Source organism: Xanthomonas sp. NCPPB 2586, assembly GCF_041475775.2.
Taxonomy (GTDB): Bacteria; Pseudomonadota; Gammaproteobacteria; order Xanthomonadales; family Xanthomonadaceae; genus Xanthomonas; species Xanthomonas campestris.
In genome coordinates, this window is the sequence record NZ_CM192981.1 from 988110 (window position 1) to 1009393 (window position 21284).

At 65.5% G+C, this 21284-nt stretch carries 13 protein-coding genes and 1 pseudogene; 7 read left to right on the plus strand and 7 right to left on the minus strand.

Annotated features, from left to right (window positions below):
* Positions 1–96 precede the first annotated feature (96 nt).
* A pseudogene (locus ACCQ09_RS04190) lies at positions 97–3096 on the plus strand (two-component regulator propeller domain-containing protein).
* Between the two features lie 19 nt (positions 3097–3115).
* Here ACCQ09_RS04190 and ACCQ09_RS04195 read toward each other — a convergent pair.
* Positions 3116–4018 carry a LysR family transcriptional regulator gene (locus ACCQ09_RS04195; RefSeq protein ID WP_040940701.1) on the minus strand — a complete coding sequence of 301 codons (903 nt, stop codon included), beginning with the start codon at positions 4016–4018 and terminating at the stop codon, positions 3116–3118.
* Between the two features lie 124 nt (positions 4019–4142).
* Here ACCQ09_RS04195 and leuC point away from each other — a divergent pair, with 124 nt between their 5' ends.
* The 4 genes from leuC (at position 4143) to leuB (ending at position 8187) form a co-directional block, all read left to right on the plus strand.
* On the plus strand, positions 4143–5582 hold the full coding sequence (leuC, locus tag ACCQ09_RS04200) for a 3-isopropylmalate dehydratase large subunit (protein ID WP_016944422.1): 1440 nt from the start codon (positions 4143–4145) through the stop codon (positions 5580–5582).
* Positions 5583–5646: 64 nt separating this feature from the next.
* The gene (gene leuD / locus ACCQ09_RS04205) at positions 5647–6294 is read left to right on the plus strand and encodes a 3-isopropylmalate dehydratase small subunit (RefSeq protein ID WP_011038429.1); all 648 of its coding nucleotides are present in this window, start codon (positions 5647–5649) and stop codon (positions 6292–6294) included.
* 32 nt (positions 6295–6326) lie between these two features.
* Positions 6327–7076 (plus strand): class I SAM-dependent methyltransferase, encoded by a 750-nt coding sequence (locus ACCQ09_RS04210; RefSeq protein WP_228427748.1) that lies wholly within the window; start codon positions 6327–6329, stop codon positions 7074–7076.
* Between the two features lie 37 nt (positions 7077–7113).
* Positions 7114–8187, plus strand: a complete 1074-nt coding sequence (gene leuB, locus ACCQ09_RS04215; protein WP_050911280.1) for a 3-isopropylmalate dehydrogenase — start codon at positions 7114–7116, stop codon at positions 8185–8187.
* 1105 nt (positions 8188–9292) lie between these two features.
* On the opposite strand, the gene ACCQ09_RS04220 is transcribed toward leuB, so the two are convergent.
* From ACCQ09_RS04220 to ilvC, 5 genes are all read right to left on the minus strand, one after another.
* Positions 9293–10855 (minus strand): 2-isopropylmalate synthase, encoded by a 1563-nt coding sequence (locus tag ACCQ09_RS04220; RefSeq protein ID WP_228427746.1) that lies wholly within the window; start codon positions 10853–10855, stop codon positions 9293–9295.
* Entirely contained in the window at positions 10852–11970 is a 1119-nt protein-coding gene (locus tag ACCQ09_RS04225; protein WP_011038425.1) for a threonine dehydratase, read from the minus strand. Before ACCQ09_RS04225 ends, ACCQ09_RS04220 begins: the two co-directional genes overlap by 4 nt.
* 75 nt (positions 11971–12045) lie before the next feature.
* Positions 12046–12303, minus strand: a complete 258-nt coding sequence (locus ACCQ09_RS04230; RefSeq protein ID WP_011038424.1) for an ACT domain-containing protein — start codon at positions 12301–12303, stop codon at positions 12046–12048.
* Positions 12287–14008, minus strand: coding sequence for an acetolactate synthase 2 catalytic subunit (gene ilvG, locus ACCQ09_RS04235; protein ID WP_116901866.1), 1722 nt, complete (start codon positions 14006–14008; stop codon positions 12287–12289). The genes ACCQ09_RS04230 and ilvG overlap by 17 nt, the downstream gene beginning before the upstream one ends.
* Before the next feature lie 45 nt (positions 14009–14053).
* Positions 14054–15055, minus strand: a complete 1002-nt coding sequence (gene ilvC / locus ACCQ09_RS04240) for a ketol-acid reductoisomerase (protein ID WP_070689794.1) — start codon at positions 15053–15055, stop codon at positions 14054–14056.
* A 639-nt stretch (positions 15056–15694) separates the two neighbouring features.
* On the opposite strand from ilvC, the gene ggt reads away from it, so the two are divergent.
* Together ggt and ACCQ09_RS04250 are read left to right on the plus strand one after the other, a co-directional pair.
* Positions 15695–17404, plus strand: coding sequence for a gamma-glutamyltransferase (gene ggt, locus ACCQ09_RS04245; RefSeq protein ID WP_228427744.1), 1710 nt, complete (start codon positions 15695–15697; stop codon positions 17402–17404).
* Positions 17405–17482: 78 nt separating this feature from the next.
* Complete coding sequence (locus ACCQ09_RS04250) at positions 17483–19321, plus strand: methyl-accepting chemotaxis protein (RefSeq protein WP_228427740.1); 1839 nt, start codon at positions 17483–17485, stop codon at positions 19319–19321.
* Between the two features lie 12 nt (positions 19322–19333).
* Here ACCQ09_RS04250 and ACCQ09_RS04255 read toward each other — a convergent pair whose 3' ends face one another.
* A complete protein-coding gene (locus ACCQ09_RS04255; protein ID WP_228427737.1) occupies positions 19334–21268 on the minus strand; it encodes a S9 family peptidase in 1935 nt (644 codons plus the stop codon).
* Between the last annotated feature and the right edge of the window lie 16 nt (positions 21269–21284).

Consider the following 21284-nt stretch of genomic DNA (forward strand, 5'->3'; position numbering starts at 1 on the left):
AATCCACCTAGCGCGTCGCTGCTACCCCCGGTGATAAATTGCCGAACGGCCTGCAACACCCTGTTGACGGGCAGCCGAAGGGGCGAAGCAGGACGCGTGGACGGGGTCGGGGCGCATGCGCACACAGGCGAGCTCCGCAGTGCGCAGGCGCTGCGGAGTGCATCGCTGTGGCTGTGGCCGCTACTGTGCTGGGCGCTGCTGGCTGGCTGGCCGCTCGGCGCGCATCCGCTCAAGCACACCGCCTACCACACGGTCAGCCGCTGGGACATGGATGACGGCCTGCCGCACAACCTGGTGCATGCGGTCGCCCAGGGCAGCGATGGGGTGATCTGGCTCGGCACCTGGGAAGGCGTGGCGCGCTTCAATGGGCGCGATTTCACCGTGTTCGACCGTCAGAACACCCCGGGCGTGGAGCTAGGCGGGGTGTTCGTCGTGGTACGCGATGGCGACGGCATGCTGTTCGGCACCGCCTTCGACGGTGTGTACCGTCATCAGGACGGCCGCTGGCAACAGCTGGGCGATGCCTCCGCTAGGCATCTGGCTGTCAGCGCGCTGCTACGGCGCGTCGATGGTGCGTTGTGGGTGGGCACGCCGCAGACGCTGTACCGGATCGAGCTGGATGGGCGGGTGGTGGATGTCGGGCGTCAGGCCGGCCTGCCACGCGCACGCATCACCGCCTTGTCGACGGACGCGCGTGGCGACCTGTGGATCGGGACCGACGTCGGCCTGTATCAGCTGCCGCTAGGCGCCAGCGCCGCAACTGCCTGGGGGCAGGCGCATGGCATGGCCGACACCCCCGTGCGTCGGCTGGCCAGCGATCGCCAGGGCGGCTTATTGGTGGCTGGCGACGACGGGGTGTGGTGGTGGAGCCGGGGCGGGGGCCTGCAGCGCTTCCGCCAGGGCCAGCGGGTCGACTCGCTGGTGATGGACCGCAGCGGTCACCTGTGGATGAGCCTTTCCGCCGGCACCTTGGTGGTGCACAGCGGGCCGGATGATCCAGACGAACAGATCGCCATTTCCGGCGTGGCCAGCCCGGCATTGCTGGAGGATGCCGAGGGCCTGATCTGGGTGGGCAGCACGCATGGGCTGTTCCGGGTCGCCGAAGGCGCTGCGCATGGCGTCACCATTGACGACGGCCTGGCCTCGGACTACGTGCGAAGCGTGTTGCAGACCGCCGATGGCACCGTGTGGGTGGGCAGCGCGGTGGGCCTGGACCGCTGGCGCGACGGGCAGATCGCACGCGTGCCGTTCTCGCGGGGCAGTGCCGGGCGGGTGCTGGAGCAATCGGTGCTGGCGCTGGCCGATGCGGGCGATGGCGGGGTCTGGGCCGGCACCTATAGCCAGGGTGTGCTGCGTCTGGATGCGCAGGGGGCGGTGGTCCAGCGCATCGGTGCGGCCGAGGGCCTGTCCTCGTTATCGGTGCGTGCGGTGTTGCCGGACGGCGATGCGTTGTGGATCGGCACCACTGCCGGGTTGGTGCGCTGGCACGACGGCCGCGCGCGTCGTTACACCGCCGCCGACGGGGTGCCGGATGGCTCGGTGCAGGTGCTCTATCGCGATGCCCAGGGCACCATCTGGAGCGGAACCGACCGTGGCATGACCGCACTGTCGCCCGATGGCGGCACCCGCGCCTGGCTGGGCGAGCAGGATTTTCCGGGCCAGAACGCCTTCGATTTCCTGCGCGATCCCAGTGGCGATCTGTGGATTGCCAGCGACCGCGGGCTGCTGCGGCTGCGCGGCGAGCGCTTCCAGGTGTATGACCATCGTGTGGGCCTGCCGCGCGACAAGGTGTTCCGCGTCATCGATGACGGCCGCGGCTACCTGTGGCTGTCGAGCAATCACGGCGTGTTCCGGATTGCGCGGCGCGACTTCGACCAGATCGACGCCGGCACCCGCGAGCAGCTCAGTGTGGAAGTGGTGGACCGCAGCGACGGCATGCCCGGCAACTAGGGCAACGGCAGCAGCGCGCCGGCCGGCTGGCTGACGCAAACCGGCCAGTTGCTGTTTCCCACCGCGGCCGGCCTGGGCGTGATCGACCCCGCCCGGGTCGGCACCCTGCAAGGCCACCGCGTGCCGATTGTGATCGAGCGCCTGGTGGTGGACGGCATGGTGCAGCCGCTGGACGGCCCGCATCGTCTGAGTGCAGATACCCGACGCATCGCCATTGGCTATGCCGGGCTCAATTTCCGCGGGCCGGACAAGGTGCGTTACCGCTACCGGCTCGACGGCTTCGACCCGGATTGGGTGGACGCCGACAGCGCGACCGAAGCGGTCTATACCAATCTGCCGCCGGGGCGGTTCCGTTTCCGCGTGCAGGCGATGTCGCTGCCGGTGGATTGGCGCCAGGCGGCGTTGCTCGGTGAAACCAGCGTGGTGCTGGAACTGGCGCCGCCGTGGTGGCGGCGTGGCGAAGTCATCGGCCTGGGCGTGTTGTGCCTGGCCAGTGTGATCTACGGGTTCTATCTGTGGCGCACCGCCAGTTATCGCCGCCGCCAGCGCGAGCTCAACGTGGTGATCGACAAGCGCACCCGCGAATTGAGCGACAAGAACCTGGCCTTGCAGCAGGCCAGCCAGGAGCGCGAAGCACTGATGCGCCAGCTCGAATACCGCGCCAGCCACGATGTGCTCACCGCATTGCCCAACCGCCGCGAAGCCGAGCGCGTGCTGCAGCAATGGCTGGACGAGGCGCAGCAGGGCGGAGCGCCGTTGGCATTGGCGCTGGCCGATATCGACCACTTCAAGCGCATCAACGATGCGCATGGCCACGAGGTCGGTGATGCGGTGTTGCGTGCAGTGGGCGAGGTATTGGCAGACCAGGAACACGCGCACTGTTTTGCCGCGCGCCACGGCGGCGAAGAATTCCTGCTGGCCGTGACCGGCCTGGAGGCTGCGCAAGCGAGTGCCTTGTTCGAACAACTGCGCCAACGCCTGGGCACCATTGCGATTGCCGCAGACGAGACCACCGTGCAGTGCACCGCCAGCATGGGCATGGCGATGAGCGACGAAGCGCCCAGCCGGCGCGAGTTGCTGGCGCTGGCCGACCGCAGGCTGTATCACGCCAAACGGCAGGGACGCGATCGGTTGATCGATCAGTAGCGTGCGGTCTTGCGCAGCGTCAGCGGGGCAGCCCCCGCAGCCCTGCCGCCTGATCCGCCTGCGCATGCAACAGCGCCACGAACGCCTGCGCCGCGCGCGACAAGGTGCGCCCGCCGTGGGTGACGCATCCCAACGCACGCGATAGCGCCACATCGGCCAACGGCAGCGCCATGATCTGGTGATCGATCATGCGCTCGGGCAGCACGCTCCAGGCCAGGCCAACCGACACCAGCATCTTGATCGTCTCCAGATAATTGGTGGTCATGCGCAGGCTCGGCGCCAGGCCGCGTTCGGCGAACAACCCGGCCACGATGCGATGGGTGAAGGTGCCCGGATCCGGCAGCACCGCTGGGTGGGCGACCACGTCATCGAGCGTGACCGTCTCCAACGCGGCCAACGGGTGATCCGGCGCCACCACGAACTGCAGGCGGTCTTGCCAGATCGGCTGCGCGCGCAACGGGGCGCGGGTGTCCGGTGCCAGTGTGGTCACCGCCAGTTCCACCTCGCCGCGCAACACCGCCGCGTAAGCCAGTTCCGAATCCAGGAACTGGATGTCCAGGGCCGCCTGCGGATGCTCGGCGGCGAAGCGTCGCAACAATGCCGGCAACCGGTGCAGCCCCACGTGGTGACTGGTGGCCAGGCTCAGCCGCCCGCCGACCGCCGCGCCCAGGTGTTCCAGCACGCGGCGTGTGTCGTCCAGCTCGGCCAGGATGCGCTGCGCACGTGGCAGCAGCGCCAGCCCGGCCTCGGTCAACACCACCTGGCGGCCCAGGCGGTCGAACAGCCGTGCCGACAATTGCGCTTCCAGTAGAGCGATGCGCTTGCTCACCGCAGGTTGGGTCAGATGCAACGCTTCGGCCGCTGACGAGAAGCTGCCGTGGCCGGCAATCGCCACGAATGCGCTCAGATTGGCGAGGTCCATGCCATTCCTAAATTTCATTTGTTAAATAAACAATATGAATTTGCGTTATCGGACGCAAGCTCCTAGCATCGGACTCAGCCAGGCGGTGCATCCGCCGTCCGCCACCGCATCGGAATCTCAAGCGATGACTGCAAAGACCCTGTACGACAAGTTGTGGGAGATGCACGAGGTCACGCGCCGTGACGATGGCTCGTCGCTGATCTACATCGACCGCCACATCCTGCACGAAGTGACCTCGCCGCAAGCCTTCGAAGGCCTGCGTCTTGCCGGGCGCAAGCCGTGGCGCATCGATGCCAACATCGCCACGCCCGACCACAACGTGCCCACCACCCGTGCCGAGCGCCAGGGCGGGCTGGAGTCCATCTCCGATGAAGTCTCGCGTCTGCAGGTGCAGACATTGGACGAGAACTGCGACGACTTCGGCATCCTTGAGTTCAAGATGAACGACACGCGCCAGGGCATCGTGCACGTGGTCGGCCCCGAGCAGGGCGCCACGCTGCCGGGCATGACGGTGGTCTGCGGCGATTCGCACACTTCCACGCATGGCGCGTTCGGCGCGCTGGCGCATGGCATCGGTACCTCTGAAGTGGAGCATGTGCTGGCCACCCAATGCCTGATCGCCAAGAAGATGAAGAACCTGCAGGTGCGCGTGGAAGGCACGCTGCCGTTCGGAGTCACCGCCAAGGACATCGTGCTGGCAGTGATCGGCAAGATCGGCACGGCCGGTGGTAACGGGCATGCGCTGGAATTTGCCGGCAGTGCGATCCGCGCGCTGTCGATGGAAGGCCGCATGACCATCTGCAACATGTCCATCGAAGCCGGTGCGCGCGTGGGCATGGTGGCGGTGGACGAAAAGACCATCGCCTACGTCAAGGGTCGCCCGTTCGCGCCGAAGGGCGCGGATTGGGACGCGGCCGTGGCGCTGTGGCGCACGCTGGTGTCCGACGCCGATGCGTCCTTCGACATCGTGGTGGAACTGCGTGCCGAAGACATCAAGCCGCAGGTCAGCTGGGGTACCTCACCGGAGATGGTGGTGGCAATCGACCAGCAGGTGCCCGACCCGGCGGCCGAGCAGGACCCGACCAAACGCGATTCGATCCAGCGCGCACTCAAATACATGGGCTTGCGGGCAAACCAGCCGATCACCGAGATCCATCTGGACCGCGTGTTCATCGGCTCATGCACCAACTCGCGCATCGAAGACCTGCGCGCTGCCGCGGCGGTTGCCAAAGGCCGCAAGGTGGCCTCCACCATCAAGCAGGCCCTGGTGGTGCCGGGCTCGGGACTGGTCAAGGCACAGGCCGAGGCCGAAGGGCTGGACAAGATTTTTCTGGATGCCGGTTTCGAGTGGCGCGAGCCCGGGTGCTCGATGTGTCTGGCGATGAACCCGGACAAGTTGGGCAGCGGTGAACATTGCGCGTCCACGTCCAATCGCAACTTTGAAGGGCGCCAGGGCGCCGGTGGGCGCACGCATCTGGTCAGCCCGGCGATGGCTGCGGCTGCGGCGGTGAGCGGGCACTTTGTCGATGTGCGTGAGTTGCAGGGAATCGAGACTCGGGAATAGGGAATCGCCACCTCCCGCCTCCACCCTGCCACACCATTCTCTACTCCCAATTCCCGGTATTCCGATGACCCCTTTTACCCAACACACCGGACTGGTCGCGCCGCTGGATCGTGCCAACGTCGATACCGACCAGATCATTCCCAAGCAATTCCTCAAGTCGATCAAGCGCACCGGTTTCGGCCCAAATCTGTTCGATGAGTGGCGCTATTTGGACATCGGCGAGCCGGGCCGCGACAACAGCACGCGCCCGCTCAACCAGGAGTTCGTGCTCAATTTTCCGCGTTACCAGGGCGCCAGCGTGCTGCTGGCACGCGAGAACTTCGGCTGCGGCTCTTCGCGCGAACATGCGCCGTGGGCACTGGACGAATACGGCTTCCGCGCAGTGATTGCGCCGAGTTTTGCAGACATCTTCTACAACAACAGTTTCAAGAACGGCCTGCTGCCGATCGTGCTGGCAGAGGCGGAAATGGATGCCTTGTTCGAGCAGTGCCTGGGGAATGAAGGCTACCAACTCACCGTCGATCTGGCCGCGCAGCGCGTGCGCCGGCCCGATGGTGTGGAGTACGCGTTCGAGATCGATGCATTCCGCAAGCACTGCCTGCTCAATGGGCTCGACGATATCGGCCTGACCTTGCAGGACGCCGACGCGATTGGCCGCTTCGAGCAAGGGCATCGCGCGCAACAGCCGTGGTTGTTCGGCGCGCTGCAGTGAGCGCTGCGTCGCCATTCAGCGGGATTGACGCGTTGAGCACGCACGTTGCGGCGCAGTTCGGGCCGCAGGCGCAGGCGTATCTGCAGAGCGAGGTGCATGCACAGGGCGCCGAATTCGCTGAACTTCGCGCGGGCCTGGCAGGTCATCGCAACGGGCGCTTGCTCGACCTGGGCTGTGGCGCCGAGCATGTGAGTTTTCAGCTGGCGCCGTTGATGGATGAGGTGGTCGCCTACGATCTATCCGCCGACATGCTTGAAGTCGTGGCGGCCACCGCCGCCGACTGCGGCCTGATCCAGGTGCGTACCTTGCAGGGCGTCGCCGAGCGGCTGCCGTTCGAGTCCGGCAGTATGGACGTGGTGGTCAGCCGGTATTCGGCGCACCACTGGAGTGACCTGGGCCAGGCACTGCGTGAGGTGCGGCGGGTGCTGCGCCCCGGCGGAATCGCCGCACTGATCGACGTGGTGGCACCAGGGCTGCCGCTGCTCGATACGCATCTGCAGGCGATCGAGTTACTGCGCGACACCAGCCATGTGCGCGACTACAGCGTGGCGCAGTGGCTGCAGGTGGTGGGCGATGCTGGCCTGCACGTACAGCGTCATCATTGCCAACGCCTGCAGCTGGATTACCTGACCTGGGTCGATCGCATGCGTACGCCGGAGGTGCTGCGCGCAGCCATTCGCGCGCTGCAGGACACGGCGGTGGATGACGTGCGCGATTACTTCCAGATTGGCGCCGATGGTTCTTTCAGCACCGATGTGCTGGTGCTGTGGGCGACACGTTGATTTTCATGGCGCCGCGGCGCCAACTCACGAGGATTGCATGAGCAAGCAGATTCTGATTCTTCCCGGCGACGGCATCGGCCCGGAAATCATGGCCGAAGCGGTCAAGGTGCTGACGCGTATCGATACCCAGCACACTCTTGGCGTCACCCTGGTGTACGACGAACTGGGCGGCGCCGCATACGACAAATACGGCAGCCCGCTGGCCGACGAAACGCTGGAGCGTGCGCGCGCTGCCGATGCCGTGCTGTTGGGCGCGGTCGGTGGCCCGCAGTGGGACACCATCGATCCGGCACTGCGTCCGGAACGCGGCTTGCTGAAGATCCGTTCGCAACTCGGCCTGTTTGCCAACCTGCGCCCCGCGTTGCTGTATCCGCAGCTGGCCGATGCCTCCACGCTCAAGCCCGAGGTGGTGTCCGGATTGGATCTGCTGATCCTGCGCGAGCTTACCGGTGGCATTTACTTCGGCCAGCCGCGCGGCACGCGCACGCTGGACAATGGCGAGCGCCAGGCCTACGACACGTTGCCTTACAGCGAAAGCGAAATCCGCCGCATCGCCAAGGCCGGTTTCGAGATGGCCCGCCTGCGCGGCAAGAAGTTGTGCTCGGTCGACAAGGCCAATGTGCTGGCGTCCAGCCAGCTGTGGCGCGCCGTGGTCGAAGAGGTGGCCAAGGACTATCCAGATATCGCGTTGTCGCATATGTACGTGGACAACGCGGCGATGCAGCTGGTGCGCGCGCCCAAGCAGTTCGATGTGATCGTCACCGACAACATGTTCGGCGACATCCTCTCCGACCAGGCCTCGATGCTCACCGGGTCCATCGGCATGCTGCCCTCGGCTTCGCTCGATGCCAACAGCAAGGGCATGTATGAGCCCTGCCACGGCTCTGCACCGGATATTGCCGGGCAGGGCATTGCCAACCCGTTGGCCACGATTCTGTCGGTCGCCATGATGTTGCGTTACACCTTCGCCCAGGGAGCAGCGGCGGATGCGATTGAGGCAGCTGTTGGCAAGGTGCTCGATCAGGGACTGCGCACGGCCGACATCTGGTCGGAAGGCACCACCAAGGTGGGCACGGCTGCGATGGGTGATGCGGTGGTGGCTGCGCTGTAACGGCTTGCGGGCCAATTCGGCTTGGTCTTCAGTGTCCACGGCGAGCCGCCCTTGTTGGCTTTGCTGAGGGCTTTTGATTAGAGAGGCGGCCATCGTTCGTTGGGGCGGTGGCCGCTTTCTTGTCTGCGTCTCACGATACGAGTGCAAGTGCAAGTGCAAGTGCAAGTGCTTGCGTGTGTAGTTGTGTACGTATGGTGCACTTGCACTGCACGTTGGCCGTGTGCGCGGCGGTGGGTCCGGCCCCGGGACACGCCGTGAATCCGTCCATGGAGGCTCAGTGGCGGCATCCATGCCGCCACATGGTCCCGCCGCCAGACCCACCGCCGCTCTGTCGTTATCGCGCTGTCCGGGCGAAGAGCGAAGAGCGAGGAACGAAGAGCGAAGGGCTGCTTGTGTAGCTTCTGCTCACGCTATTTCGAGGCAAAAATGCAGTGCGCCGCGTGCAGAGATGCACCTGTGCCGCTCGGCTGCGCAAATAATGACGAAGCCATGTCTACGTAGGAGCGCACTTGTGCGCGATGAAGCCTTCCCATCAATCCCATCGCGCACAAGTGCACTCCTGCAAAACGCTAGGTCCAGGTGCCCCATGCCGCATACGTGGATGGCCGATAGTGGCCTGTTCGCCTCTCCAGCAATCGTGGCAGGTCAGCACGTCGCGCTGCAGGCACGCCTTAATGATCAGCAACATTTCTCCGCCACGCTGACCGCGAAATGCACCACGGGGCTGCGAGCGCCTTTGCTGATCGGTTATGCACAGCCATGCAGAAACCATGACCTCGTAGGAGCGCACTTGTGCGCGATGAAGCCTTCCCATCAATCCCATCGCGCACAGGTGCGCTCCTACGAAACGCAAGGGAATGGCCCGTGATGGCCTTCTCCCACCGCAAGCAGTGCGCCGAAGCACAGCACATGTTGTCCGCAGGCGCTATGCGCGAACATGCTGGTTGCTGTGGCAAAGAATCCACTCGCCGCTGCGAGCTAGCGTCATCACCCTCCTTGAGCACCCAAAAACTAGCGGAAGCACAAACGCAAAACGGCCAGCGTATGACTCGCTGGCCGTTTTACTGACGTCATCGTGTCGCCGACGCTGTACCCAAACCGCGCGTTACGCCACCGCCGCCGTCTTCCCCGCCACCACGCCACGCTCGCGCTGACGCAGCAGGCGGTTGGCAACATCGAGCCAGGCCAGGGCACTGGCCTCGATGATGTCCTTGCTGGTGCCGGTGCCTTCGTATTCCACGCCGTCGTGGCGCACGCTCAGGCTGGCTTCGCCACGGGCATCGGCGCCGATGCCTACGCTGTGCACCTGGTAGCTGTCCAATTCCAGCTTTACCCCGGTGGCCGATGCCAGCGCACCGAATAGCGCGTCCACCGGGCCATTGCCTTGCGCTGTTTCTGCGACGCGATTGCCGTCTGGGTCGGACAGTTCGACCAGTGCATTGGCGCGGCTGCCGACATCGCTGATGGTCATCGAGGCCAGGCGGTAGCCTTCCTGCACGGTGGCGTCCTGCATCAAGGCTTGCAGGTCTGCGTCGGCGACGACACGCTGCTTTTCACACAATGCCTTGAACTGTTCGAACACCAGCTTGGCCTCATCTTCCTCCAGCAGGTAACCCAGCGCACGCAGGCGCTGTTCCACTGCCGCGCGGCCGCTGTGGCGGCCCAGCACCATCTGCGACGACTCCCAGCCCACATCTTCCGGGCGCATGATTTCGTAAGTGCCGCGGTGACGCAGCATGCCATGCTGGTGGATGCCCGATTCATGCGCGAACGCGTTGCCGCCCACCACCGCCTTGTTGCGCTGTACCGGCATGCCAACTAAACGCTGCAACAGCTGCGAAGTGGAAACGATGCGCGGCGTATTGATCGCGGTGTCCAGGTTGTAGAACGCACCACGCACCTTCAGGGCCATGGTGATTTCTTCCAGCGCGCAATTACCGGCGCGTTCGCCAATGCCGTTGATGGTGCATTCCACCTGGCGTGCGCCGCCTTCGATTGCGGCCAGCGAGTTGGCAACCGCCAGGCCCAGGTCGTTGTGGCAGTGCGCGCTGAAGATCACCTTCTCGGCGCCTTCGACGCTGGCGATCAGTCGCGAGAACATGCCGCGGATTTCTTCCGGCGTGGTGAAACCCACCGTGTCCGGCAGGTTGATCGTGGTCGCACCGGCGGCGATGGCCACGCGTGTCACTTCGGCCAGGAAATCTTCTTCGGTGCGCGTGGCATCTTCAGCCGAGAATTCGATGTCGTCGATGTAGCCGCGTGCCAGCGTCACGTGCTTGTGCACCGATTCCAGCACCTGCTCGCGGCTCATGCGCAGCTTGTGCTCGCGGTGCAGCGGGCTGGTGGACAGGAACACATGCAGGCGCGGGTTGGCGGCCGCTTCCAGTGCACGGGCAGAGATCTCGATATCGGCCTGCAGGCAGCGCGACAGCACCGCCAGGGTGGGGCGGCGCAATTCGCGGCCCATCATCGCCACCGCTTCGCGGTCGGAATACGAGCTGGCCGGGAAACCGGTTTCGATGATGTCCACGCCAAGCGCGTCCAGCGCGCGCGCCATGACCAGCTTTTGTTGGGGCGTCATGCTGCAGCCGGGGGATTGCTCGCCGTCGCGCAGGGTGGTGTCGAAAATTCGGATATGCGGGGTCTGGTTGGATACGGTCGTGTTCACCAGGAAGACTCCTCTACTGCGATGGCGGTGACAGGCGTTGATGCGACTGCGGATGGGCGGGGAATAGCAATGGATGGCGGTGATGCTTTGGTGCTGCGTTCGTTGCGGAGCCGCTCGGTATTGCGACGGCGCGGCTTGCGTGGCGGACGCGGCCGCACCTCGGATAACAGGGTGGCCAGGACAGTCGCGTCGATATTACCGCCAGAGACCACCGCACATTTACGTTTGCCGGAAACACGGCGACCGGCGGCCAGCGCGAGTGCGCCGGCGCCTTCGGCAATGACGTGTTCTTCCAGTGCCAGACGCACCAGCGTCTCGCGCAATTCGGCCTCGCGCACGATCACCACGTCGTCGAGCAGGCTCGAGCACAGACGACGGGTCAGGAAGCCGGGAATCTTGACCTTCACGCCATCGGCCAGGGTGGCGACCGGGGTGATTTCGCGTAGGTCGCCGCGCACGGCGCGAGCCATGGAGTCCACGCCTTCCACCTGCGCGCCGACGATGCGTACGCCCTGTGACTTCAGCGCCAACGCCACGCCGGAGGCCAGGCCACCGCCGCCGATCGGCACGATCACCACATCCGGTGCATGCGCGGCCAACTCGATACCCACCGTGCCTTGTCCGGCGATCACATCCGGGTCGTCGAACGCAGACAGAAAGCGATAGCCGTTCTGGTCGGCCAGCTCGCGCGCAAAGGCGAAGGCTTCGTCGTAACTGTTGCCGTGCTGGCGCACCGTGGCGCCCCAGTGCGCCACGCCGGCGATCTTGGTCTGCGGCGCACCGTGCGGCATCACCGTGATGGCCTGCACGCCCAACCGATACGCCGACCACGCCACGCCCTGGGCATGGTTGCCGGCCGAGGCGCAGATGACCGGGCGCTCATCGCCGCGCTCCAGTCCGGCCAGCAGCGCATTCAATGCGCCACGTACCTTGTAGGAGCCGGTGCGCTGCAGATTTTCCAGCTTCAGCCACACGCCGAAGCGTTCGGCGTAATGCAGTGGTGTGGGCGAGAGGTACTTGCGCAGGCGTGCCTGCGCGGCCAGCACGTCGGCTACGCTGACGGCGACCTCGCCTACGTCTGGCTCCTGCGTGGTCGGGCGGCCGGAATCAGGCATTGCGGCACGCGCGCGGCCGATCCGGAAGAAGACACCTCCGAACAGCCATCTGGTCATCCCGCGAGGTCTGCAGGCTCATGCGGCCGCCTCCACCGAGTCCAAGGCCGTGATCGCCACCGACTCGCAGTCGTACACTTTTTCCAACTGCAGGCGCAGCGTTTCCGGCGGGCGCGTGCTGTCCACGTCCAGTTGCAGATGCCAGCGGCCGGCATCGTCCGGCGCGGCGGCGCCCTGGATGGCGCACGGGCGGAAGCCACGCCGTTCGGTCATGCCGATCACGCGCACCAGCGCGCCTTCGGCCGGCTTCAGCACCAGATCAAGCCGGTAACGCATGAGGGGTCTCCTTGGCCGCATGTGCGGGATTGCTGTCCAGCATGGTGCTGTTGGCGTTGTTGGGCGGCACCAGCGGCCACACGTTGGCGCGTGCATCGATGGCCACATGCAGCAGGCCCGGGCCGGGCTGCGCCAGCAACTCGGCCAGCGCGGCGTCCACATCGCCGCGCGCAATGATGCGCTTGGCCGGGATGCCGAATACCTGCGCCAATGCGGCGAAATCCGGGTTGTCGGAGAGGTCGATCTCGCTGTAGCGCTCGGCGAAGAACAGTTCCTGCCACTGCCGCACCATGCCCAGCGAGCTGTTATCCAGCAGCACGATCTTCACCGGCAATTTGCAACGCGCAATCGTCACCAGTTCCTGCACATTCATCATGAAGCTGCCATCGCCGGAGACCAGCACCACGGTGCGGTCCGGGCAGGCGAACTGCGCGCCCATCGCCGCCGGCAGGCCGAAGCCCATGGTGCCGAGCGCGCCGCTGGTGAGATGGTTGCGTGGGTCGTTGAAGCGGCAATGCTGCGCAACCCACATCTGATGCTGGCCGACATCGCAGGCAATGATGGTGTCGGCCGGGGCCACTTCGCTCAGGCGCTTCAGCAGCGCCGGTGCGTAGATATCGGTGCCCGGTGCGTCATAGCGCGCGCCGAACTTTTCACGGTTGGCAAAACACCGCGTGCGCCAGGCCTGGCAATTGGCACGTGCCGCGCTCAACGCCTTCAGGCTGGTGGCTACATCGCCGGGCACCGCCACATCGGCGGTGCGCAGCTTGGAAATTTCATACGCGTCGGCATCCAGGTGGATGACGCGCGCAAATGGTGCAAATTCGCTCAGTTTGCCGGTGGCGCGGTCGTCGAACCGGGCGCCGACCACCACCAGCAGATCGCATTCCTGGATGGCCATGTTCGCCGCGCGCGTGCCATGCATGCCCAACATGCCCAGGTAGTCCGGATGGGCGTGCGGCAAGGCGCCCAGGCCGCGCAAGGTCAGCGCGGTCGGCATGCCGGTGGCTTCCACGAAGCGGCGGAAAGCCTCCACCGCACCCGCCAGCGCAATGCCGCCACCGCCGTAGACCACCGGGCGTTCGGCGCTGGCGATCGCCGCCAACGCTTCGGCCAATTTGGCGTCCTGCGGCGCCGGCGGAGGCAGCACCTGCGCCGGCACGTGGTCGGGCAGATGCGAGGCATCGGCAATCTGCACGTCCTTGGGCAGGTCGATCAGCACCGGCCCGGGACGCCCTTCGCGTGCAATCCGAAACGCCTCGCGCACCATCTCCGGCAACTCATCCACGCTGCGCACCAGAAAGCTGTGCTTGACGATCGGCATGGTCATGCCGAACACGTCCAGTTCCTGGAACGCATCGGTGCCCAGCAACGGCGTGGCGACCTGGCCGGTCAGGCACACCATCGGCACCGAGTCGAGCATGGCGTCGGCAATGCCGGTGACCAGGTTGGACGCGCCCGGGCCGGAGGTGGCCACGCACACGCCGACACGGCCACTGGCACGGGCGAACCCGTTGGCCGCCAATGCGGCACCTTGTTCGTGACGCACCAGGATGTGCTTGAGCTTGGAATCCACCAGGGCGTCGTAGAACGGCATGATGGTGCCGCCCGGATAGCCGAACAGCGTTTCCACGCCCTCGGCTTCCAGGGCCTGCGTCAGCCAGCGCGCGCCATTGCGGGGCTTGCTGTGTGCGGAGGTGTTCATGCGTTGTGCGGACCTTTCGGTTAAACGGTGGGGGAGGCGGCGGCGTTACGCCGCTTGTTGCTTGGCAGGTGTAGCGGTGGCCTGCTGCTCACCATTGAGCCATACCATCTTGGCGCGCAATTTCTTGCCCACTTCTTCGATCGGATGCTCCAGATCGGCCTGCTTGAACTTGGTGTAGTTCGGCAGGCCGGCTTCGTATTCGGCCACCCAGTTCTTGGTGAAGGTGCCGTTCTGGATGTCGGTCAGCACATCTTTCATGCGTGCCTTGGTGCTGGCATCGATGACGCGCGGACCGCTGACGTAGTCGCCGTACTGCGCGGTTTCGGAGACGAATTCCAGCATGCGGGTGATGCCGCCTTCGTAGAACAGGTCCACGATCAGCTTCAGTTCGTGCAGCACTTCGTAATAGGCGATTTCCGGCTGATAACCAGCTTCCACCAGCACTTCGAAACCGGCCTGCACCAGCGAGGACGCACCACCGCACAGCACCGCCTGCTCGCCGAACAGATCGGTTTCGGTCTCTTCCTTGAAGGTGGTCTTGATGATGTTGGCGCGCGCGCCGCCCAGGCCGCCAGCGTACGTGAGCGCGAACTGCTCGGCCTTGCCACTGGTGTCCTGGTAGACCGCATAGATGCACGGCACGCCGCGGCCGATTTCATATTCGCGACGTACCAGTGCGCCCGGGCCCTTCGGCGCGACCAACACCACGTCCAGATCCGCGCGCGGCTTGATCATGTCGAAATGCACGTTCAAGCCGTGCGCGAACAGCAGGCAGGCGCCCTGCTTCATGTTCGGCGCAATGACCTCTTCGTAGAGCTTCTTCTGCACCATGTCCGGGGTCAGCACCGCGACCAGATCAGCGGTCTTTACCGCTTCGGCCGGCGCAACGACGGTGAAGCCATCGGCCTGGGCCTTGGCTTCGGTCGGGCCACCGGGGCGCAGGCCAACGGTGACGTCGAAGCCGGAATCGCGCAGGTTCAGCGCATGCGCGCGGCCCTGGCTGCCGTAGCCGATGATCGCGATGGTCGGTTGGGTGTCGTTGCTCATTGAAAATCCTTGCGGTGTGGGCAGTGGGAAAGGAATCAGCCGGCAGTGGAGATACGTACTGGCCGAACAAAGCGGGGAATCACAACGGCGTCGTCCATGCAGGAATGCACCGCGCCGCGTGTTGCGGCATTTGTGACGCACTCTGCGGTGGTGGAGATGGCGTTGTTCATGTCATTCGAAACTTTTGGTGGTCCCTGAAACGCGAAACCCCGCGCCGTTGCCGGTGCGGGGTCTGATCGAAGCCTTGTGTGTCTGTTGCCTACACGAAGCCGCGTCCCGCACCGGTTGGCGAGGTAATAAGTACGAGCACGAGAAGCGACGCCGGCGCGCCGATGGGCGCGGGCAGTGAAGCGTTCAAGGTGGCGGTGCGGTTCGGCATGGATCTGAGATAACCACCGCCGCTGCGGGGGTGTCAACCCTTGCGGCTGAAACTTCGGTCATCGTGCGAAGTGGCGCGCGCAAAGCCGCGCCACAGCAGCATGGTTACCGCTGAAACCGCAGCGACGCGCGGCACGCGGCGGCAACCGGCGTCACCAATTGCGCGGCTTTTGCGCCCGGTTGCTGCGGTCTGGACGTGGCGCGCTGGTGCACTGGTATCGTTGGCAACTCATCATTGATGTGCTCCTGGGGGCTCCTGCCATGCGTTGCGTACCTGCCTTGTTGGTGTCTGCTCTGGCGTTGCTCGCGCCACCGTCTGGTGCGGCCGACCGCATCACCGGGCAACCTTTCGCCACCCGCTCGGAAGTGATCGCCCCGCATGCCATGGCCGCGACCTCGCAGCCGCTGGCCACGCAGATCGCACTGGATGTGATGAAGGACGGCGGCTCGGCGGTGGATGCTGCGATCGCTGCCAATGCCGCACTGGGCCTGATGGAGCCGACCGGTAACGGGGTGGGCGGGGATCTGTTTGCGATCGTGTGGGACCCCAAGACCAACAAGCTCTACGGCTACAACGGATCGGGCCGCTCGCCGAAGTCGCTCACACTGGCCGAGTTCCAGCGCCGGGGGTTGAAGGACATTCCGCCGACCGGGCCGCTGCCGGTGTCGGTGCCGGGCGCGGTGGACGGCTGGTTCGCGTTGCACGGCCGTTTTGGCCGCAAGCCGATGGCGCAGGACCTGGCGCCGGCGATCCGCTACGCGCGTGAGGGACACCCGGTTGCCGAGACGATCGCTTATTACTGGGACCGCTCCGTGCCGCGGTTGTCGCAGTACCCCGGCTTCAAGGAGCAGTTCACCCTCGACGGGCATGCCCCGCGCAAGGGCGAACTGTGGAAGAACCCGAACCTGGCCAATACCTTGCAGCAGATCGCCGATGGCGGGCGCGACGCGTTCTATAAGGGCGAGATTGCGCGCACCATCGGTGCCTACTTCAAGGCCAATGGCGGCTTTCTGAGCTATGAGGATCTGGCCAGCCACCAGGGCGAATGGGTCGAGCCGGTCAGCACCAATTACCGCGGCTATGACGTGTGGGAACTGCCGCCCAACAGCCAGGGTATCGCCGCGTTGCAGATGCTCAATATCCTGGAAGGCTACGATTTTTCCAAGATCGGCTTCGGCTCGACCGAGCATGTGCACCTGTTCACCGAGGCCAAGAAGCTGGCCTTTGCCGACCGCGCACGCTTCTATGCCGACCCGGCCTTCCAGCCGGCGCCGCTGGCCAAGCTGATTTCCAAAGACTATGCCGCGCAGCGCCGCGCGCTGATCTCGATGGACAAGGCCTTGAAGGAAGCGCAGCCGGGCACGCCCAAGCAGCTGGAGGAGGGCGATACCATCTACATGACCGTGGCCGATGCCGACGGAATGATGGTTTCGCTGATCCAGTCCAACTACCGTGGCATGGGCAGCGGCATGGCGCCGCCGGGACTGGGCTTCATCCTGCAGGATCGCGGCGAGATGTTCGTGCTGAAGAAGGACCACCCCAACGGCTACGCCCCGGGCAAGCGCCCGTTCCAGACCATCATCCCGGCGTTCGTCACCAAAGACGGTAAGCCATGGCTGAGCTTTGGGGTGATGGGCGGGGCGATGCAGCCACAGGGGCATGTGCAGATCGTGATGAACCTGGTGGACTTCCATATGAATCTGCAGGAAGCCGGCGATGCACCGCGCATCCAGCATGAAGGCTCCACCGAGCCCACCGGCCAGGCCACGGCGATGAGCGATGGCGGCGAAGTCAATCTGGAGACTGGCTTCTCCTACGACACCATCCGCGGGCTGATGCGCAAAGGTCACCGGGTGATCTTTGCCGACGGACCTTATGGCGGCTACCAGGCGATTGCGCGTGATCCGGTCAGCGGCGTGTACTACGGCGCCTCGGAGAGCCGCAAGGACGGGCAGGCCGCCGGTTACTGAGCGGCTGCACGCGATGATGCGCGCTCAATTCCACGCCGCGCGCGCCGCTAACGTGTTCGATGGATTCGGAGGAATCCCATGAATTCGATGCAACAGTCCGATCTGCCGGCGCATGCGCCGGCAGCCCTGCTTCCCGATGCACCGGTCGCCTTGTTGCGGCTTTCGGCCGAGGCATGCCTGGTGGCCTGCAATCGCGCCGGGCTCGATGTGCTGGGCATCACCGGCGCCGAGCTGCAGGGCGCGCCCGCCACGCTGCTCTGGGGCTTGAACGCAGCCGATCTGGTCGGCGAAGAAGGCGTGTGGGCCGCTCCGGGCGATGACCCGGCGCGCCGCGTGCGCTACACGCGCGACCGCGTGCATGGCGGCTGGCTGCTGTCCTTGCCGCACGTGGAAACCGCCACCTTGCTGCGCGAGGCCACACGTCTGGCCGAAGACAGCCGCCCGGTGCCGATCTCGCCACTGCTGCAACCGCTGGTGGCCCGGCTGCAGGCCGAGCACGAGGACCGCACGGTGCTCGAACGCACCGCGCAGGCGCTGGCCGGCTGCGAGCTGGAACTGTTGCTTCCTGCTGGCCTGGCCGAGACCGAGATGGGCCGCCGGCTACAGGCGGGTTTCGGCAATCTGGCCGAAGCGATCCGCCAGGCGGTGGCCTTGTCGGTACAGATCGCCGCCGAAGTGCCGCCGCTGGTGGCCGAGAACGATGAAATGGTGTGCCAGTCGCAGGCGCAGACCGAGGCGCTCGATGGTGCGCGCATCGCAGTGGAACGGCTGGCGACCAACCTGCATGACGTCAACGCCGAGCTGGCGCAGGTGATCACGCTGGCCGGTAGCGCGGATGAAAGCGCGCGCCAGGGCATGGCCGCGGCGCGTGCGCTGGGCCAGGCGATGCAGGAAGTGGAACGGCGCGCCGCACGCGCAGGCGAAGTCATCGAAGTCATCGACTCGGTCGCCTTCCAGACCAACATCCTTTCCATCAACGCGAGCATCGAGGCCGCACACGCTGGCGATGCCGGACGCGGCTTTGCGGTGGTCGCCACCGAAATCCGCCGCCTGGCCGAACGCGCTGCGGCGGCTGCGCGCGATGTGCGCGCAATCCTGGCCGAAACCAGCGCAGCCATCGGCGAAGGCGCCGCTTCCGCGCGCGGCACCGAAGCCGTGCTCGACGGCATCACCGGCCTGCTCGGGCGTGCCAGTGGCGCGATGACCGCAGTGGCCGGTCGCATCCAGGCGCAGGACGGCGAGATCCGTGGCATCGAAAGCGCCGTGGAGGGCGTAGTGGCGCTGGGGCGCAGCAATCTGCAGCATGCCGCGCATGTGGCCGAACGCAGCGAAGCGCTGGAGCGCGGCACCGAAACGCTGCGCGACTGCGTGGGACTGTTCCGCCTGCCGCCCGATCCATTGCAGGTGCCCCGGCACGCGCGGGTCAAGGAACTTGCTGTCGCTACGGCGGGCAAGATCGGCACTGCACTGGCGCAGGCCATCGCGCGCGGGCAGATCGACGAAGCGGCCTTGTTCGCGCGCATCTATACGCCCATTCCGGGTGTGGAGCCGGCCAAGTTCAGCACGGCGTTCGATGGCGTCTGTGATCAGATTCTGCCTGCCTTGCAGGAACCGTTACTGGATGCGCACGCGTGGATCGTCTTTGCGATCTGTGCCAATCCCGACGGCTATGTGCCCACCCACAACCTGCGCTTCACCCAGCCGCTGACCGGCGATGCCAAGCGCGACCTGGTCGGCAACCGCACCAAGCGCAAGTTCACCGACCGTGTCGGCCGCAGTGTCGGCGCGCATACCGACCCGTACCGCCTGCAGGTCTATCGCCGCGACACCGGGCAGATCATGTTCGATCTGTCCGCGCCGATCTTCGTCGGCCGCAAGCACTGGGGCGGCCTGCGCGTGGGCTATACGTTGGAGTAACTGCAACCGCGCTTACTGCGGCGCGGCAGAGGCCGTGCTGGCGGGTGATGCAGGCACGGCGTTGCCCAGCTGCTCGGCAAGGAAACGTTCCAGCGTGCGATAGAACGCAATTTGATTGGCGTCCTTGTAGAAACCGTGCCCTTCTTTTGGGACGGCCATCCACTGCGGTGCATTGCCACTGCGCGTCAACGCTGCACGCAAGCTCTTGGCCTGCGCGAATGGCGCACGCTCGTCTTCTTCGCCGTGTACCAGCAACACCGGGACCTTGATGCGGTCGGCCAGGCTCACCGGCGAATGCGCCGCAAGATCGGCGGCGTCACGGCCGATGGCGCGCTCCAGATAATTGATGCCGTAGTCGCTGCGGTTGATGTCGCCCTTGCTGTACATCATCTGCAAATCGTAGATGCCGGCCAGGCCAACTGCGCAGCGGAACAACTCTGGCGCCTTGACCTGCACCATCATCGCTGCATACGCACCAAAGCTGGCGCCATAGCTGCAGATGCGTGACTGATCGGCCAGCCCTTGCGCAACCGCCCAGCGCACGCCGTCGACCAGATCGTCCTGGATGCGTTCGCCCCACTGCCGGTAGCCGGCGCGCTCGAAGTTGTGGCCGCGGCCGTGGCCGCCACGGTAGTTGACCTGCAACACCAGATAGCCGCGGCTGGCCAGGAACTGCGCGTCGGTATCGAACGCCCAGCCATCGCCGTCGGCATGCGGGCCGCCGTGCGGCAGCAGGATCATCGGCAACCGCGTGCCCTTGGCGGCAGTGTTCGGCACGGTCAGCACACCATCCAGGGTCAAACCATCGCGTGCCTGGAAGGTCACCATGCGCCGTTCGCTCATCTGCGCCGGCTGCAGCGCGTTGCGCGCCTTGACGACCAATTTGAGGGTATTGCTCGTGCGGTTGAAGATGTACCAGTCTCCGGCATTGCGATCGCTATAGGCGTGCAGCAAGAGGCCGTTGCCGTCTTCGGTGAAATTAATGAAATCCACGTACTGGCCGGCCAGCGTTTCACTCAGGCTGCGGTGCAGTCGCGCTTCGGCGCTGTCGTCGAGGTACTGCAGTTTCGGCTTTCCCGGCCCGAGCCTGGCCGCAAACGGCGGTTGCGGCATAGGCCCCCACTGCAGGTCGTCCACCGTGTAGAACGGGTCCGCTGCAAGCACGCTGCGTTGCTGGCCATCGGGCGTGCTGGACACCAGCGCTGCAGGCCCACCGGCGTCGTTGTACCAGCCGTACACGCGGCCCGGCTGGCTGGCGAATGCAAACGGGCGCCAGTTTGCCTGCACCTGTTGCAGGGCGGCCCAACCGTTGCCGTTACGGCGGTACAACAGCGAATTGTCGTTGTCATCGGTGCCGTAGGCGTACTGCGCGACACCGGCATTGTCGAGCACGAAGCGCAGGCCGGGCACGTCGATGTCGGCCATCAGCCGATGCGTGGTGGTCGTGGTGTCGACGTCGTAGAGCATCGAGTGGCGCGAATCCAGCGACAGGCGACGCATGTAGAAGTGGCCGTTGGGATGGGCCGGCAACCCTTCGATATAGCCGAAGCCGCGCTCCAGGCCGGCATTGCGGGTGCTATGCAGGTAGCCGTAGACATAGCGCTGGTTGCTGCCATCCAGATCGGTGGCAATGATTTCGCCCATCGGCAGCGGTTCTTCCAGCGAGCCGAGCTTGCGGCCCTTGCCGATGACCAGCCGCCTGTCACTGACCCAGGCAATCCGCACCGGCAGCTCATAACGCGGCAGGCGCAGCATGGTGGTGGATTGCATGTCCGCAATCCGGTAGACCACCAAGGCGTAGCTGCCTTCGCCGAGATCGGCGCTCACCGCCAGATGTTTCCCGTCCGGCGACATCGATGGCGAGGAAATCGGGCCGGACTCGACGAAGGTCTCCGCCGGCGGCACGGGCTCGGCCCACGCCTGACCGCCCATCCACATCAACAGCATTGCTGCCGCCCAGGCA